The sequence below is a fragment of the Methanolobus sp. ZRKC2 genome (genome assembly GCF_045291185.1).
Classification (GTDB): domain Archaea; phylum Halobacteriota; class Methanosarcinia; order Methanosarcinales; family Methanosarcinaceae; genus Methanolobus.
Window position 1 is genome coordinate 1,721,650 of record NZ_CP146980.1, and the last position, 16,342, is coordinate 1,737,991.

General features: G+C 42.7%; 14 protein-coding genes and 2 tRNA genes. 15 read left to right on the forward strand and 1 reads right to left on the reverse strand.

Translation table 11 applies throughout. The features are described from left to right. Positions 1-6: 6 nt before the first annotated feature. From V7O62_RS08095 to V7O62_RS08140, 10 genes are all read left to right on the forward strand, one after another. Positions 7-777: a hypothetical protein gene (locus tag V7O62_RS08095; RefSeq protein ID WP_406655743.1), complete on the forward strand. Its 771-nt coding sequence runs from the start codon at positions 7-9 to the stop codon at positions 775-777. 20 nt (positions 778-797) lie between these two features. After that, positions 798-2,282 (forward strand): hypothetical protein, encoded by a 1,485-nt coding sequence (locus tag V7O62_RS08100; protein ID WP_406655744.1) that lies wholly within the window; start codon positions 798-800, stop codon positions 2,280-2,282. 85 nt (positions 2,283-2,367) lie between these two features. Beyond that, a complete protein-coding gene (locus tag V7O62_RS08105) occupies positions 2,368-2,799 on the forward strand; it encodes a peptidylprolyl isomerase (protein WP_406655745.1) in 432 nt (143 codons plus the stop codon). Between the two features lie 239 nt (positions 2,800-3,038). Then, positions 3,039-3,848 carry a molybdate ABC transporter substrate-binding protein gene (gene modA / locus V7O62_RS08110; protein ID WP_406655746.1) on the forward strand — a complete coding sequence of 270 codons (810 nt, stop codon included), beginning with the start codon at positions 3,039-3,041 and terminating at the stop codon, positions 3,846-3,848. A gap of 16 nt (positions 3,849-3,864) precedes the next feature. Continuing rightward, positions 3,865-4,533 (forward strand): molybdate ABC transporter permease subunit, encoded by a 669-nt coding sequence (modB, locus tag V7O62_RS08115; RefSeq protein ID WP_406655747.1) that lies wholly within the window; start codon positions 3,865-3,867, stop codon positions 4,531-4,533. A gap of 9 nt (positions 4,534-4,542) precedes the next feature. Then, the gene (locus V7O62_RS08120; protein ID WP_406658270.1) at positions 4,543-5,667 is read left to right on the forward strand and encodes an ABC transporter ATP-binding protein; all 1,125 of its coding nucleotides are present in this window, start codon (positions 4,543-4,545) and stop codon (positions 5,665-5,667) included. 88 nt (positions 5,668-5,755) lie between these two features. Next, positions 5,756-7,048: a hypothetical protein gene (locus V7O62_RS08125; protein WP_406655748.1), complete on the forward strand. Its 1,293-nt coding sequence runs from the start codon at positions 5,756-5,758 to the stop codon at positions 7,046-7,048. A gap of 165 nt (positions 7,049-7,213) precedes the next feature. Then, complete coding sequence (ppsA, locus tag V7O62_RS08130; RefSeq protein ID WP_406658271.1) at positions 7,214-9,622, forward strand: phosphoenolpyruvate synthase; 2,409 nt, start codon at positions 7,214-7,216, stop codon at positions 9,620-9,622. Between the two features lie 274 nt (positions 9,623-9,896). Then, positions 9,897-10,514 (forward strand): superoxide dismutase, encoded by a 618-nt coding sequence (locus V7O62_RS08135; protein WP_406655749.1) that lies wholly within the window; start codon positions 9,897-9,899, stop codon positions 10,512-10,514. Between the two features lie 235 nt (positions 10,515-10,749). Then, a complete protein-coding gene (locus tag V7O62_RS08140) occupies positions 10,750-11,556 on the forward strand; it encodes a PKD domain-containing protein (RefSeq protein WP_406655750.1) in 807 nt (268 codons plus the stop codon). Between the two features lie 66 nt (positions 11,557-11,622). On the opposite strand, the gene V7O62_RS08145 is transcribed toward V7O62_RS08140, so the two are convergent. Continuing rightward, positions 11,623-11,697, reverse strand: a tRNA-Arg gene (locus tag V7O62_RS08145). A gap of 151 nt (positions 11,698-11,848) precedes the next feature. Here V7O62_RS08145 and ilvE point away from each other — a divergent pair. From ilvE to V7O62_RS08170, 5 genes are all read left to right on the forward strand, one after another. Beyond that, the gene (ilvE, locus tag V7O62_RS08150; protein ID WP_406655751.1) at positions 11,849-12,727 is read left to right on the forward strand and encodes a branched-chain-amino-acid transaminase; all 879 of its coding nucleotides are present in this window, start codon (positions 11,849-11,851) and stop codon (positions 12,725-12,727) included. Between the two features lie 131 nt (positions 12,728-12,858). Beyond that, the gene (locus tag V7O62_RS08155; protein WP_406655752.1) at positions 12,859-13,107 is read left to right on the forward strand and encodes a sodium:proton antiporter; all 249 of its coding nucleotides are present in this window, start codon (positions 12,859-12,861) and stop codon (positions 13,105-13,107) included. 9 nt (positions 13,108-13,116) lie between these two features. Then, on the forward strand, positions 13,117-15,033 hold the full coding sequence (locus V7O62_RS08160) for a molybdopterin biosynthesis protein (protein ID WP_406655753.1): 1,917 nt from the start codon (positions 13,117-13,119) through the stop codon (positions 15,031-15,033). Positions 15,034-15,093: 60 nt separating this feature from the next. Beyond that, on the forward strand, positions 15,094-16,185 hold the full coding sequence (locus V7O62_RS08165) for an OBG GTPase family GTP-binding protein (protein ID WP_406655754.1): 1,092 nt from the start codon (positions 15,094-15,096) through the stop codon (positions 16,183-16,185). Between the two features lie 62 nt (positions 16,186-16,247). Then, a tRNA-Gln gene (locus V7O62_RS08170) sits at positions 16,248-16,320 on the forward strand. Positions 16,321-16,342: the final 22 nt, after the last annotated feature.

Genomic DNA, 16,342 nt, shown 5'->3' on the forward strand with positions numbered 1-16,342 from the left:
ATGTATATGGAAAAATCATTTAAATATTCGAATGATGCAGTATCGGAAATTGTTGATTACAGCATCATTTTAGCCATCATACTCTTTGCAACCGGGATAATCATAGTTGCTGGCGTACCGATTCTGGAAGACATGCAGGATGCCCATCATACCGAAAATATAAAACAAAGTTTCCAGGTACTGGCCCTCAATATCAATAAGGTAGTATTCGGAAATGCTCCTACACAATCAGTCGAATTGAAAATGTACGGGGGGTCTTTGTCTGTTACGGGAAACAGCCAGATTGGCATAACTATGCAGACATGGAACAGTTCATCAGATTCGTTTAGCTCATCATTTTATGGAAAACAGATGAGAAAGATAGAGAATGATTTTCAAGATACTTCTACGGGTTATGAGAACACCGGAGTGTGGATCAAATACAGCACAGGAGAAGCAATTATGGCATCTGAGCCACGTTTTACCTATGCAAATAACGTTCTGGTGATCCCTGACGGAAGTGTTTCGGGTGCAGACTCCATTTCCGGTTCAGGACTTGTGCGTGTGACAACTGATGCCGGGACAAGGTCCATAAACAGCTATCAAAACGTCTCACATGTAAACATAAGCATAACGAGTGATTATTTTAAAGCATGGGAAAAATACCTGAATGAATCAATGGAGATGCAGATAGTAGACGTTGATGCAGCCAACAATACATTTACTGCAAGTAAGAATTACAATCCGAATATTGATGTGTATATCGTAAACTCAGCGATGGATGTGAGGATCGATTAATACTTTAGCAGGTGACAACAGTGCTCAAAAATATTTTAAAAGATAAAGCTGCAGTTTCATCGGTTGTGGGAATTACAATCATGTTTGCAATCACGCTCCTATCAATAGGTATAATGGTCCTCTACACACTACCCGCAATAGAAAGCATGGAAGATATGGCCCAGGCTCAAAAAATTGAGCAGGGATTCACAGTTTTTGACTCCAGAACCAGCAAGACAGCCCTCGGAGAAGCTCCTCTTCAGACGACGGGCCTTTCCCTTATGGGAGGAGATGTCGAAGTACTGGGAAATGATGAGACCTATGATGAAAATAGAATAATGGTAGTAGTATTGTCATCCAACACTTCATGGTATAACAACTTCTATCAAAATCACAAATATTGGGATGCATGGAAAAGCTATGAGAACGAACCAGACTTTGCAGGATTCAACGCATCCATGGGAAAGATAGTTTATACTTCAGGAGAAAGGATCATTGCCTATGAAGGCGGTGGCGTGTGGTCTAAATATCCCACCGGTGGGACGGTAATGATTTCACCACCAGAGTTTCATTTCAATGGTGAAACACTAACAATTCCTATTATGAAAATAACAGGAAATACTTCAGTTTCAGGAAGTACAAATGCAGCGATTTCCGTTGCATCAACCAGCGATCCAGATATACTGTTCCCGAATAGTACCAAGAACAGCCTTTTTGTCAATCCTCTCAAGGCTGACAAGATAATCATCTACATCCAGAGTGATTATTATGATGGATGGGCAGAATATGCGGAAACACTAATAACCACCACAGCAACCCTTGATGACGAAAACAAAACAGCAATTCTGGACCTTGATACCGTACCAGAGATGGGAACATATCCATTGGCCTACAATTTTAAGATAGTTCAACTGAATGAATCAAATCCCGAACCCATATACAATTTTTCATACTACCTTGAAGCAGTATCAAAAGATGCATCAAATTTTAATTCTATCAAAAAAATGACTGTAACTGCTTCAGCAGGGACAAAGCACCTGGAATATAAAATTACCAAGAATTACATAGAACATATAAAGTACTCCGATTCTTCTGTTGGCACTGGTGATGACTGGGAAATATGGGTACAGCTCAAGAGCAATGATCCGGATTATAGTGAGTTTCCAATAGTCCAGGAAGGAAATAAAGTTGCAAATTGTACATATGATCTCATCAGTGATACCTATATAATGAAATATGACAGCGGTGCTGATACCGAATATTCCTGGGCAAATATCAGCTCTACGACAATGGTACCAAATATAGCCATCACAGCAGGAAATGAACAGTCATTGAATACCATAACCCAACATTACTTGAGACTCATGTCTCAGGAAGGGACTATTGAAGGTACTTGGAATATAGAGATGAAGAACAATAAAATCAATTTTGATGATTCCAGCTACACCCTCCTTTATGATGCAGGAGGAACACGCGTAACTTATCTTTATATAACGACCAACGAACTTAAAGCAACTGTTAATTGAATTATTTCACAAAGCACACCGGGAGTTTCACAGAAATCCTTAAATCAGCCCCGGTCATTAAACAGTTTCATCAAAGGTGAAACTCATGAAGAAAGCAATAATAGAAACCGATAAAGGTAACATTGTACTGGAACTTTTCGAGAAGGATGCACCAAAAACCGTAGCAAACTTCGAGAAACTCATTAAGCAGGGATTCTACGACGGCCTTACTTTCCACAGGGTCATACCAAACTTTGTCATCCAGGGCGGATGTCCTAAAGGAGACGGTACAGGTGGACCAGGATACTCCATCAAATGTGAGACAAAAGGTAACCCACGCAAACACGGCAAAGGCGCACTTTCAATGGCACATGCTGGAAAGGACACCGGAGGCAGCCAGTTCTTCATCACACACTCACCACAGCCACACCTTGATAATGTACATACCGTTTTCGGCCAGGTAGTCGAAGGTATGGACGTTGTCAACAAGATTAAGCCAAATGATGTGATGAAAAAAGTTACTGTTGTAGAAGAATAAACTCATTTCCGGGAGTGTCTGTGATGCTCCCATTTCTGTTTTTAGGATGCTTTTTAACTTACCTGTTTTTTTGTAATATATACGAATAGTTCAGGTACCGGCCAAGATAACTCGAATAGACGAGAAATTAGAAAAATACTTATACGAAAAAAAGAACAGAAGCGTTATGTGTGAATGAACATAACGATTGGAAGCTGACATTCACCATGAAGCCGGCTGACAATTAAGAGGGTACTATCATGGAGCTGAACAAAAAAATAATCCTGGTCGTTGCAGCCATACTGACAATTGCACTCCTTGCAAGCGGATGTGCAGACAAGACCGTGTCAGATACTGAAAGTGAAGAAACCACATCCGCTCCAGAGCCAGTTTCAATCACAGTATCCGCTGCGGCAAGTCTTACTGAAGCTTTTATTGAGATAGAAGAAGAATTCGAAGAAGAGAATCCCGCTGTGGATGTCAATTACAACTTTGCAGGTTCAGGAACTCTCAGAATGCAGATCGAAGGTGGTGCACCCATCGATGTATTCGCATCAGCATCACAAAACCACATGAACCTGTTAAATGACCAGTCCTTAATCGTTGAAGATTCAAGGGAAGATTTTGCGGAGAACACCGTAGTTCTCATAACTCCTGCGGACAACAAGCTAAATATTAACGGGCCGGAAGACCTGGCAGAAGCCGGAACAATTGCCATCGGAAATCCTGAAACCGCACCAGTAGGGAAATATACAGTAGAAGCACTTACAGAAGCAGGCCTGTGGAATGACCTTCAGGGCAAATCCATACTTGCAGATGATGTCAAGCAGGTGCTGGTCTATGTTGAAAGAGGCGAAGTTGATGCAGGATTTGTCTACAGTACAGATGCAGCAACAGCCGATCCTGACAGAATAGAGATTGTTGCAACTTTGCCGACTGTTACACAAATCAGTTATCCGATAGCAGTGGTTTCATCTTCAGAGAATGAAGAAGAAGCACAGAGCTTCGTAGACTTTGTCACTTCAGATGAAGGAAGATCAATATTAGAATCACATGGATTCACGGCATAATAAGGATTAAAAAGAAATGCTGGACCAGATATGGTTTCCCCTTGGGATCACGCTGAAAATAGCAATATTATCCACCCTTGTAGTAGCAGTGGTAGGTGTGATAATATCATATGTGCTCGCAAGACGTGATTTCAGGGGAAAATGGTTCGCAGATGTCCTCGTTACTTTACCTCTTGTACTCCCCCCCACTGTAACAGGATACATTCTGGTAGTATTACTGGGAAAAAACGGAGCCCTCGGAAATATCATTTACAACCTGACAGGGTGGACCATACTTTTCACATGGGAGGCAGCAGTCATTGCAGCTTTTATCGTATCGCTTCCACTTATGGTAAAAACTACTGCTGCTGCAATCGAAGCAGTGGACAGAGATTTCGAATATGCCGCATTCACCCTTGGAAGAAAAGAACTGGAAACTGCGCTTTTCATCACACTTCCACTTGCAAAAAAAGGGATACTCGCAGGAATAGTCCTGAGTTTTGCCAGGTCGGTGGGAGAGTTCGGAGCAACACTCATGGTCGCAGGGAATATACCCGGAAGAACTAACACTATGTCACTTTCGATATACAGCGCATTCCAGACAGGGAATAACGAACTTGCCAATACGCTGGTAATAATATTGATAGCAATGTCACTACTCTCTATGGCCATAACTGCAAAACTTGTCGACACATGGAAGGTCTGAGGTGTTAGTATAGGCATCAAAGTGGATTTCAGAAAACGATATTACAAGAAAAAAAGCGACAAGAAAAAAGGCATAGAGCCTTCTTTTACACTTGATGCCAAATTTGAGATTGAAAATGAGCTGGTAGTACTTTTCGGACGTTCGGGGTCAGGGAAGACTACAGCACTCCAATGCATTTCCGGACTTCTTGAACCCAACGGTGGAAAGATAATCGTTAATAACAAAGTGTATTTCGATTGCCATAAAAGAATAAACCTTCCGGTACAGCAGAGAAGCCTCGGATACGTATTCCAGAACTATGCCCTGTTTCCCCACATGGATGTGAAAAAGAACATTGCCTACGGACTGAAAGGATGGAGCAAAGAAGAGAAAGAAAAGAGAATTCAGGAAATGTTGCAGCTACTCCATATAGAAGGCCTGGAGAACAATTATCCTTCACAGCTTTCAGGTGGACAGAAACAAAGGGTAGCACTTGCACGGGCCCTTGCACCCAAGCCTGATATCCTCTTGCTGGACGAACCATTCTCAGCACTGGACATGGTAGTGCGTATGAAACTTCGGGAGAAGATCAAGGAGATACAGAGGGAGCTTAGCATTCCGGTGCTCTTCATAACCCACAATCATGTAGAAGCCTTCACGATTGCTGACAAGATAATAATTTTCCACGACGGACGCGTGCAGCAGCTGGGAACACCCGAAGAAGTCTTTTATCATCCGAAGAACAGGCATGTTGCAGAACTTGTAGGTATGTCCAACATCTTCGAGGATGCTTTCGTTGTGGAAATAGATGAAGCAGAAGGTTCTACCCTGATAAAGAGTCAGGAAATGCCGGTTAGAGTAGAGCATCCCGGACTGAAAAAGGATGAGAAAATATCATGGGGAATCCGGCCGGAGAACCTCCGTATTTTGAAAGTGAGTGAAGATGAAAACGGAAAGCTGGGAGATAATACATTCGATGCATCGGTTAAGAGTATTGTAAATAAAGGATCAAGCAAAGTGATTGCATTTCAAATAAAAGAGCATAGAAACCTGCTTATTGCAGAAGTTGCAAACCAGTTCTTTGAAGACACGCGACTTGATGTCGGAGACATATGCCGGATAACACTTGATAAAAACAAGATTGTGGTTTTCTAGAGGCCTTATGTTTTCACATATTCAGAGAATGCCCGCATAAGACATTCCAACAGGCTTTTAAGACAGAATTTCGTCTTTTACTAAGAGAATGAGTTTTATAGAGAAGATATTCGGGAAAAAGCGGAAAGAAGTCGAAACCGGACCTGTAAGGTTTGAGTTTAACAAGCTTTCCGAAATGGTCAAACAAGAGTATGAAAAAGAGCTTGGTACGCTAAGACCGGTTATCGGAAAAAAGTATAAAGAGATCGGCATCTCCATCAAAGAGATAAAAGATGTTAAAAAAAGCCTGCTTGAAGCTGAAGCAATAGCAAATGCCAATAAAAGGGCGGAAAAACTTGGGGACTCGAATCGAGACAATATTGCCCATAATCTGGACCTGATAATCGAAAAGATTCGCATACCCTCAAATAATGAACCAGGGAATGCTTTTGCATTCTATGAAGATTCAAAATCTGTTCTTAAAAACGTTTTAGACAACACCCGAAGAAGCCAGATGTACATAAAAGCGTTGTATCCCCGGGAGTTTGAAAGGATAAATCTCGCCATGGCAAACCTTGAAGCCCGGCTTGACGAACTATTTGCCCTGATCCGAAATAAAAAGAATAAGATAGATGCTTTCGAAAAAATCCCGGAACATGTGGAAAATGTCCGTGAGAATGAAAGACACATGGAACAAAGCCGGAAAAAGATCCTTGACTTTGAATCAAGATACGAATCTGCAAAAAAGGAGTTGGCAAATACCGATGCCAGTATAGAAAAACTCGAAGAAAGCAGCGAATTTGAAGAAACAAAAGCTCTGGAAAACGAAATAAGGGAACTTAAAAATAAGATAGCATCAGTGGATTCCGAAGTCAAAAGACTGTTTACACCTATGTCCAAAGCCCTTTCCAGGATGGAAAAACAGGACAAAAATGAGATGTATGTGCTTTCCCCCGAAAACAGGGAAGTGCTCAGAAAGATTAAAGATAACCCTATCTCCATTCAGGTAGAAGAGCTCGAATCTTTTCTTAATGTGCTTGAGGAGAGAATTGAAAACAGGGATCTCGGTCTTAAGGAACAGATGTATGAGAAGATACTGAAGCAAATCGAAAAACTGAAAGACCCTGCAACAATGTCTGACCTGCATACCCAAAGGGAACAGTATCTGGCGGAAATTGAAGAACTGACAGAAAAATTGAACCTGCTGCATGTATATAAAAACAGGGAAGATCTTGAAAAACAGATAGCAAAATGCAATGATTCAATCGGGGTAATAATAAGCGACATGGAAGCTGAACAGCGACACCTTGAAGATCTGGAAGGTCAGCTGGAGGACTCAAGATATGTACTCAATTCCGAAATAAAAGATATTTTCGGAAATGATGCTCAGATAGTATACTGATAGTAGAAAGCTCTCTTTTTTGTGCAGATTTAAAACCTGCAAAGCTTATTACTGATTTTCTTCTTACTGAATTTTGTACTGGGAAGGAAGTCCCAAAAGCATATTGCTTTTGGAAAACAATCATAACTACAAACGTGACTCATTTCAGAATTCAGGGGTTTAATGATGGGAAGCAGCAAGTACATACGATGGTTTGAAGAAATTACAATAGATGATGTTCCTCTGGTGGGAGGCAAGAATGCCTCCCTGGGGGAAATGTACAGGGAACTGACAGATAAAAATCTTAGAATTCCCAACGGCTTTGCAATCACTGCAGATGCCTACTGGCATGTGGTGAAATCTTCCGGTGCACTTGAAGAACTCAAGCAGACTCTCGAAGGGCTTGATACGGAAGATGTTCTCGAACTTTCCAAAAAAGGAAAGAAGGCAAGAGAGATTATTCTTGATGCAGGTATTCCCGATGATCTGTGGGATGAGATAAAAGAGGCCTATGATAAGCTCTGTGAACAGTACGGACCAGATACGGATGTAGCTGTGCGTAGTTCGGCAACTGCGGAAGATCTTCCTAATGCATCTTTTGCAGGTCAGCAGGAAAGCTACCTTAACATTCACGGTTACCACTCCCTCAAAGATGCCTGCAGCAGATGTTTTGCATCACTTTTTACTGACAGGGCAATATCTTACCGTGTCAATAACAACTTCGATCACTTTAAGGTCAGCCTGTCCATCGGAGTAATGAAGATGGTACGCTCAGACCTTGCATCAAGCGGCGTTATGTTCACCATAGACACGGAAAGTGGTTTTGAGGACGTAGTTTTTATAACAGCGTCTTATGGACTTGGAGAAAATATTGTGCAGGGTCTTGTTAATCCTGATGAGTACTATGTATTCAAACCCACATTGAAAGAGGGTTACAGACCCGTAATCGACAAGAGACTGGGTGAAAAAGCGATTAAGATGATATACGGTCGCGGTGATTCCAGGGTGCTTACCCGTAACGTGGAGGTCCCGGTTGCTGAAAGAAAGCGTTTCTGTATTAACGATGAAGAGGTACTCCAGCTTGCTCAATACGGAGTAACTATCGAGGATCATTACACCAAAAAGAAGGGAAAAAAATCACCTATGGATATCGAGTGGGCAAAGGATGGCGAAACCGGGGAACTTTTCATTGTGCAGGCAAGGCCCGAAACCGTGCAGTCCCAGAAGAAAAAGGACACACTGGAGACATATATCCTGGAAGAAAAATCACCAGTTATTGTCACAGGCAGGAGTGTTGGTAATAAGATCGCTTCCGGAAAAGTACATGTTATCCCGGATGTGTCCGTGCTCCCATCTTTCAAAGCAGGAGAAGTACTTGTGGCGGATACCACTACTCCTGACTGGGAACCGGTAATGAAAAAAGCTGCTGCTATCATCACCAACAAGGGTGGGAGAACCTGTCATGCAGCAATAGTAAGTCGTGAGCTTGGAATTCCTGCGGTAGTAGGTGCAGAAGATGCTACAGAAAAATTGAACACCGATATGGATGTCACTGTCAGTTGTGCGGAGGGTGATGTCGGAAAAGTGTACGAAGGCATGCTCAAATTCCATACTGAAAGCATTGACCTTAAGGGAATAGAGAAAACAAAAACAGAGATAATGATGAACCTGGGCAACCCGGAAGAAGCTTTTGGCCTTTCAATGATACCGAATGACGGCATAGGGCTTGCAAGACTGGAATTCATCATCTCAAGCTACATAGGAATACATCCGATGGCGCTTGTGCATCCCGAAAAAGTAGAAGACACCGCTGTGCTTGAGAAGATAGAAAATCTAACGAAAGGATACAAAAGCAAGGGTGACTATTTTGTGGAAAAACTCTCCTTTGGAGTGGGAACAATAGCCGCAGCCTTCTATCCTAAGCCTGTAGTAGTACGTATGAGTGATTTCAAGTCTAACGAATATGCAACCCTGCTTGGTGGAAAGCATTTCGAATTTGAGGAAAATAATCCTATGCTGGGTTTCAGGGGAGCATCACGTTACTATGATGAAAGGTACAGAGAAGGGTTCGCCCTGGAGTGCAGGGCAATGAAAAGGGTCCGGGAAGAAATGGGGCTCAAAAATATCATTCTAATGATCCCGTTCTGCAGAAGAATAGAGGAAGCGGAAAAAGTACTGGAGGAAATGAAAAAGAATGGCCTGGAGAGAGGAAAGAATGGTCTGCAGGTTTATGTCATGTGTGAAATACCAAGCAACGTCCTACTGATAGATGAGTTCAGCAAGTACTTTGACGGTTTTTCCATAGGTTCCAATGACCTGACACAATTGACACTCGGTGTGGACAGGGACTCTGAGATACTTGCCGAAGCCTTCGATGAAAGAGATGAGGCGGTAAAGAAAATAGTCGCCATGGCCATACAGGGGGCAAGAAGAAACGGCAAGCATAGCGGGCTTTGCGGAGAAGCACCCAGTGATTTCCCTGAGTTTGCAGAATTCCTTGTAAGGGAAGAAATCGACTCTATATCTCTTAATCCTGACTCAGTAATGAAAATCGTACCCAAAATATTGAATACTGAAAAGCAGATGAAAAAGTAAGCAGGACTGAAGATAAAAACGGAAAAACAACCCTGGATTTTTCTATAAATTAATGATGAGAGAAACATATTCTACAGAACCGTATTTCAATAACTATATAATATCTGCTCCTGATAATTATTCTGTACAAAACTGCTAGCATGCACACGTGGGGAGTTTCGTTAGTAGGTTTGTAAATAGGATTTCAGGGAACTGAATCTGAGGTTAGAAATTCCCAGGATGTGACCCTTAAGGAAATTCTATGTAATCAATGTAATAGAAATTGGGGGAGAATATGGCTAAAGAATACTATAAATTACCGGCTTTGAAATATGGTTATGCAGATCTGGAACCATACATATCAGAGGAACAATTGAAGATACACCATGATAAACACCATCAATCTTACGTGAATAATGTAAATTCGATTATACAAATGATGGAGAATGCCCGGAAAGAAGGAACGGATTTTGATTATAAGGCAACCGCCAAGGCATTTTCTTTTAATCTGGCGGGCCATGTGCTGCATGACTATTTCTGGTGGGGCATGACACCTGCAGAGAAAGCAAGTAAAGAGCCTGTAGGTGAACTGGATGAGGCACTAAAGGAAGAATTCGGAAGTTTTGAAAGGTTCAAAAAGGAATTCAGCCAGGTAGCAGCAACAGTAGAGGGTTCAGGATGGGCAGCACTAACCTACTGCAACGATACCCAGAGGCTTGGAATAGTGCAGATAGAGAAACACAACGTAAATCTGGTGCCGGATTTCCCGATAATCATGGCTCTTGATGTATGGGAACATGCTTACTATCTTGACTACAAGAATGAGAAAGGCAAGTTTATAGATGCATTCTGGAATATTGTCAACTGGGAGGAAATCGACAAGTTGTTCCGGAAAATGCAAAATACGAAGTAAGGCTACCGAGGGCATTGAGATAGATGCCTTCAACTTTTCTTTTTTCAGACAGGGAAATCAAGACTATTGATTTTTTTACTTCTTTTGAAAAAATAAATGATATATTTTAAATATTAGTTTATGTTATGTAAAAATCAAATTATATGTGCAAAGTTGGAGCTGGTTCATAAATATAGCAGTGCTACAAAAAATCCAGACCACTTATCCTAAAAATCATAATACTCCAGTGGTACGAATGAATATACGTCAAAAAGTTTTTCTTATAGCAATAGTTCCTTTTCTGATTTTCTCAGGCATAGCTGCAGCAGATACGATAACAAATCCTGTCACAATTACTGAGGGTGAATATTTTGTGATCCAGAAAGGAGATTCTCTCACAATCAATAAAGATGAGAGGCTTACAATTGAACCGGAAGCCTGCCTTCTGATCGAGTCCGGAGGAAGCCTTGTCCTCAAATCAGGAGCTACTTTTGAACTTGAAGCCGGCTCTTCTATGAATATCGAGGGAACAGTTTCAAATTATGGAAAAATCAAAAATTATGGAACTATTGATAACCATGGACTCATCATCAACTATGAAATTAATCTGATTCCGGTAGTTATCAGCAACTATGGAATTATTAATGATTATGGAACAATCAAAAACTATGGAACTATCAACGGAGATATAAACAGTCCACCAAAAGCGGATTCTGGTGGTTTTTACACAGCCGCTGTTAATACAGCTATCAAGTTTGACGGTACGAATTCTTCTGATACAGATGGAACAATTGTGAGTTACCAATGGGATTTTGACGGTGAGAACAATTCGACCAGTGATTCAAAAACCTCTTTCCATACCTATACAAGTGAAGGAACGTATGAAGTGACTTTGACAGTAATCGATGATCAGGGAGCGATCGATACAAATAAGGCTACTGTAACTGTTACCAACCCGAATTCCATTTTGGATTTCAATGAAATGGCCCTTGATTTCATACCAATCACGATTCCTATGGCAGCATTAATTGTCCTGGCATTTGTGCTCAGACGCAAGGATTAGTGCGTAAAAGGAAACATTGGACGCAAACAAACTTTTGCATATTTGTTGCCCTTAAAAAAATAATAGCGATCCCGAAGGGATTTGAACCCCTGACCCTCGGGTTAGAAGCCCGATGCTATATCCTGGCTAAGCCACGGGACCGCGGATAATGGTTGTAGGGGTACGAAATAGACGTTTAAACATAAAAGCTTTTTGTGCCATGCAAGCCTGCGGCCGGGTTTTGCACACATTGTGAATACAAATATATAATAGTTTGACATCAAACCTACCATCAATTTGATGAGGCTTCATTATGAGTGAACTTTTGATATATTACAACGGCGAATATGTCCCCAAATCGAAGGCCACGACTTCGATATACGACCATGGATTCCTGTACGGTGATGGTGTATTCGAAGGCATAAGGGCCTACAACGGACGTGTCTTTAAGTTACGGGAACATATTGACAGGCTTTATGACTCAGCAAGGGCAATAGCTCTGAAAATCCCCCTGTCCAAGGAAGAGATGGAAGAAGCTGTCCTGGAAACACTCAGGAAAAACAATCTGAAAGACGCATATATAAGGCCTATTGTATCAAGGGGTGTAGGAGACCTTGGACTTGACCCCAGAAAATGCCCAAACCCCAATATTTTCATCATAAGCCAGGAATGGGGTGCAATGTACGGAGACCTCTATGAAGTCGGGCTCACAGGAGTTACTGTTGCAATCAGGAGGAACTCGGCTGATGCTCTTTCCCCGAATATCAAATCACTCAACTACCTGAACAACATCCTTGCAAAGATCGAGGCAAATGAGAAAGGTGGAGATGAAGCTATTTTCTTTGACGGGAACGGCTATCTTTCCGAAGGTTCAGGCGACAATATCTTCATAATTAAGAACGGAAAAGTCTACACCCCTCCGACAATAAACAACCTAAAAGGCATTACAAGAGCTACTGCAATCGAATTATTGAAGGAAATGAATATCGAGGTTATTGTAGAGAACATGGGACTTTTCGACCTTTATACTGCTGATGAGATATTCGTGACAGGTACGGCTGCTGAAGCTGCCCCTCTTGTCAAGGTGGACGGCCGTGATATCGGTGACGGAAAGCCAGGACCTATTACAAAGAAGATGGTTGCAGCTTTCGAGTACATTACCCAGAACAGCGGAACTCCTATCTTTTCTTAATCGACTTTTTAAAGGGGACTATTCCCCTAATTTTTCCATTTGAAATTTTCCTCAGGCATTACATAATTATATATTAATATAATAATAGTATATATTCTAGAAAAATGTAATAATTTAGCCGAGGAATAATAATGGACATAACAGGAGAAAAAGGCAAAGTGGTAATGCAGAACCTCAAATACCTCAATGATTCGGTAATGGCAATATTGCTGCTCATGCCTGTGACCCTTGTGATCACTTTCGAAGCCCTGGATTCCACCCACAACCTGAAGATACTTTCCCTTGCTACATGGATCGTGTATCTCATGGGTCTGTGGTATGTTGCTTCAAGAGTATTCAAGCTCAACAAAACGCTTATAGCGTATCTTGACGATGAATAAGCGAGCATAATGGAACGCAAGGAATTCAGGGAACTCACCCCCGTAGAAGAAGCAAGGCAACTTATAAACCGAATCATTGCCAGGTCGGATACTGAACATTTAAAGATAGAGGATTCTGCCGGGCGCATATTAGCTGAAGACATTTTTTCACCCGTTGACGTACCTGCATTCAACCGCTCTGTCAAAGACGGTTATGCAATACATGCAAAGGATACCTATCAGGCAAGTGAACCTGAGCCTGTGAAGCTCAAAATGACAGGTTCCATACCTGCCGGGTGCTCTGACACTTTTTTTGCAGGTGAAGGGGAAGCTATTGAGATATCCACAGGAGCACCCATCCCCGACGGAGCAGATGCTGTGGTGATGGTTGAACAAACAAAGGGGGTAGATGATAATATACTTGTTTACCAGCCGGTCCACATCAATGAGAACATCATGAAAGCCGGCAGCGACATCATGAAGGGAGAACGTGTACTCAGGAAGAATACACGTATCGGATCCAGGGAGATCGGTGTTCTTGCATCAGTCGGCATGAAAGAAGTACCTGTCAGAAAACTGTTGGTGGGCATAATCTCAACGGGCAATGAACTCATAGAACCCGGCAACTCACTTGGAAAAGGACTTATATTCGATGCAAACTCCTATGCAATAGCTGCAAGCGTGGAAGAGGCAGGCGCTATTCCGAAAATGTATGGCATAATTCCCGACGACGGAAAAATGATGGAAGAAGGCCTGGACAGGGCGATCAGAGAATGTCATATGGTTCTCACCTCGGGCAGCACTTCTGCGGGTGTCGGGGATATAATGTACAAGATAATTGAGGATAAGGGAAAAACACTTACCCACGGAATCGCCATTAAACCCGGCAAACCGGTCGTCATCGGGATGATAGATGGCATACCTACTATCGGCCTTCCGGGAAACCCAACCTCTGCACTCAGTATATTCAATGAGTTTGTGGCACCGATAATCCATAATTCACTTGGAACCGCACCATCCTTCAGGACAAAGGTTCAGGCTGTCATGGGAACAGGCATACGTTCAGGAGGACGTGAGGAGTTATTCCCTGTGGGAGTGATCCGCGGGAGAGCATACCCCGCAGACAAGACCTCAGGAGCAATCACAACTCTTTCAGATGCTGACGGGATTATCGAGATCAACGCAGAGACTGAGTATATCGACGCAGGAAGCCCGGTTGAGGTTACTATGTTTGGTAATGTGAGAATCCCGGACCTGATGTATGTAGGTGGGCAGTGCCCGGGAGTTGATATTCTTGAGGAAGAAACAGGGATGGTCTTCAGGATGCTCAACATGGGTTCAAGTGCAGGGTTGACAGCTATTGCAGGGGAGACTACTGATATTGCAGGAATCAACATGCCTGGTGCAGATGGCAATTATAACTTACCTGTAGTCAGGAAAATGAATCTTTCAGATGTCGTGCTGGCAAAGGGTTACAAACGAGAGCTGGGACTTATATTCCGAAAAGGAGAAAGAATATCGGGACTTGAAGACCTGATCGGCCTGAAATTTAAATTTATAAACAGGAACCGGGGTTCGGGAACAAGGACCGTACTTGAGACGGAACTTGATCGCCTGGCGAAGGAAAAAGGCATTTCCAGAAATGAACTCACAAAGAGTATTAAAGGCTACAATTCTACTTCGAAGACACATCGTTCAGTCTGTGATACTATCAAGGATGGCAGGGCTGACGTGGGATTCGGACTGCGGAACACTGCAGAGGAATCCGGGCTTGGGTTTGTTCCTGTTACAGAGGACGAATTTGATTTTGTCATACGAAAGGATCTTCTGGATATCAGGGAGATACAGGTTTTCCTGAATGCTCTCCGCTCCGAAGAATTCTCAAGAAGACTTCCGGCCGGAATTCATACGTATGAAATGACCGGTAGTATAATATCCCCCTTTTGACGATATGGCAAGTCTAAAATCGGGAAAATCTTTTTTATTTTGACGTTATGGTAGGTTCAAATGGGCATACACGAGGATATACAGGAAGTAGAAGAGGAGATCAAAAAGACTCCTTACAATAAGGCAACATCACATCACATTGGTAAGCTGAAGGCTAAGCTTGCACGTCTGCGTGATGAAGTTGTCAAGAAAGCTGCAAGCAAGGGAGGCGGTGAAGGATACTCCGTGAGAAAGTCAGGAGATGCCACCGTCACGCTTGTAGGATTCCCGTCAGTGGGAAAATCCACACTACTTAACAAGCTGACCGGTGCAAATTCAGAGGTCGGAGCCTATGAGTTTACAACCCTGGATGTGATTCCGGGAGTGCTTGAATACAACAATGCAACTATCCAGATACTTGATGTTCCCGGGCTGGTGAAGGGAGCTGCAAGCGGAAGAGGCCGTGGAAGAGAAGTAATCTCTGTCGTAAGGAACTGCGACCTTGTGCTTTTTATACTGGATGTGTTCCAGAATTACCACCATAATGTTCTTACCCAGGAATTGTATGATGCAGGGATCCGCCTGAACCAGAAAGCACCTGATGTCGTCATAAAGAGGCATGACAGAGGCGGTGTCACGGTCAGCAGCACTCTTGACCTCGACCTGTCAGATGATCTTATCAAGGCAATACTTGCAGAGTATAAAATACACAATGCCCATGTGCTCATCAGGGACAATATCAACGTTGACCAGCTGATAGACGCCATCATGGGTAACAGGGTGTATATCCCTTCGGTTGTTGTTGTCAACAAGGTGGACATGGCAGATGAATATGTACTGGATAAATGCAGGGAGGATTACCCTGATGCGACATACATCTCAGCCGATAAGGAGCTGAACCTTGATGCCGTCAAGGACCTGATATACGAATCACTGGACTTTATTCGCGTTTACCTGAAACCCCAGGGTGGCCCCGCTGACATGGAAGAGCCACTCATTGTACGCAAAGGTGTCACGGTTGGAGAAATCTGTGACCACCTCCACCGCGATTTCAGGAGAAAATTCAGGTATTCACTGGTATGGGGAACATCAGCCAAGCACCCGGGCCAGAGAGCAGGTCTTGACCATGAGTTGCACGATAAGGACCTTTTGACACTTATCATCGCAAAGTGAAAAATATCCTTTTCTGCATAAAAATTAAGTACCATAATGCATTTATTCTGCTAAGCCTGCGTAGTCCCGTAGGGTAGTGGTCAATCCTTCCGGCCTTTGGAGCCGAAGACGCTGGTTCGAATCCGGCCGGGACTATCTTTTTTAAAAATCCTGTAGA

Bases quoted from the DNA above. Each gene is read 5' to 3' on its own strand.
- V7O62_RS08095 (WP_406655743.1), top strand. From the start codon at position 7: ATGGAAAAATCATTTAAATATTCGAATGATGCAGTATCGGAAATTGTT.
- V7O62_RS08105 (WP_406655745.1), top strand. From the start codon at position 2,368: ATGAAGAAAGCAATAATAGAAACCGATAAAGGTAACATTGTACTGGAA.
- modA (WP_406655746.1), top strand. From the start codon at position 3,039: ATGGAGCTGAACAAAAAAATAATCCTGGTCGTTGCAGCCATACTGACA.
- modB (WP_406655747.1), top strand. From the start codon at position 3,865: ATGCTGGACCAGATATGGTTTCCCCTTGGGATCACGCTGAAAATAGCA.
- V7O62_RS08125 (WP_406655748.1), top strand. From the start codon at position 5,756: ATGAGTTTTATAGAGAAGATATTCGGGAAAAAGCGGAAAGAAGTCGAA.
- ppsA (WP_406658271.1), top strand. From the start codon at position 7,214: ATGGGAAGCAGCAAGTACATACGATGGTTTGAAGAAATTACAATAGAT.
- V7O62_RS08135 (WP_406655749.1), top strand. From the start codon at position 9,897: ATGGCTAAAGAATACTATAAATTACCGGCTTTGAAATATGGTTATGCA.
- V7O62_RS08140 (WP_406655750.1), top strand. From the start codon at position 10,750: ATGAATATACGTCAAAAAGTTTTTCTTATAGCAATAGTTCCTTTTCTG.
- ilvE (WP_406655751.1), top strand. From the start codon at position 11,849: ATGAGTGAACTTTTGATATATTACAACGGCGAATATGTCCCCAAATCG.
- V7O62_RS08155 (WP_406655752.1), top strand. From the start codon at position 12,859: ATGGACATAACAGGAGAAAAAGGCAAAGTGGTAATGCAGAACCTCAAA.
- V7O62_RS08160 (WP_406655753.1), top strand. From the start codon at position 13,117: ATGGAACGCAAGGAATTCAGGGAACTCACCCCCGTAGAAGAAGCAAGG.
- V7O62_RS08165 (WP_406655754.1), top strand. From the start codon at position 15,094: ATGGGCATACACGAGGATATACAGGAAGTAGAAGAGGAGATCAAAAAG.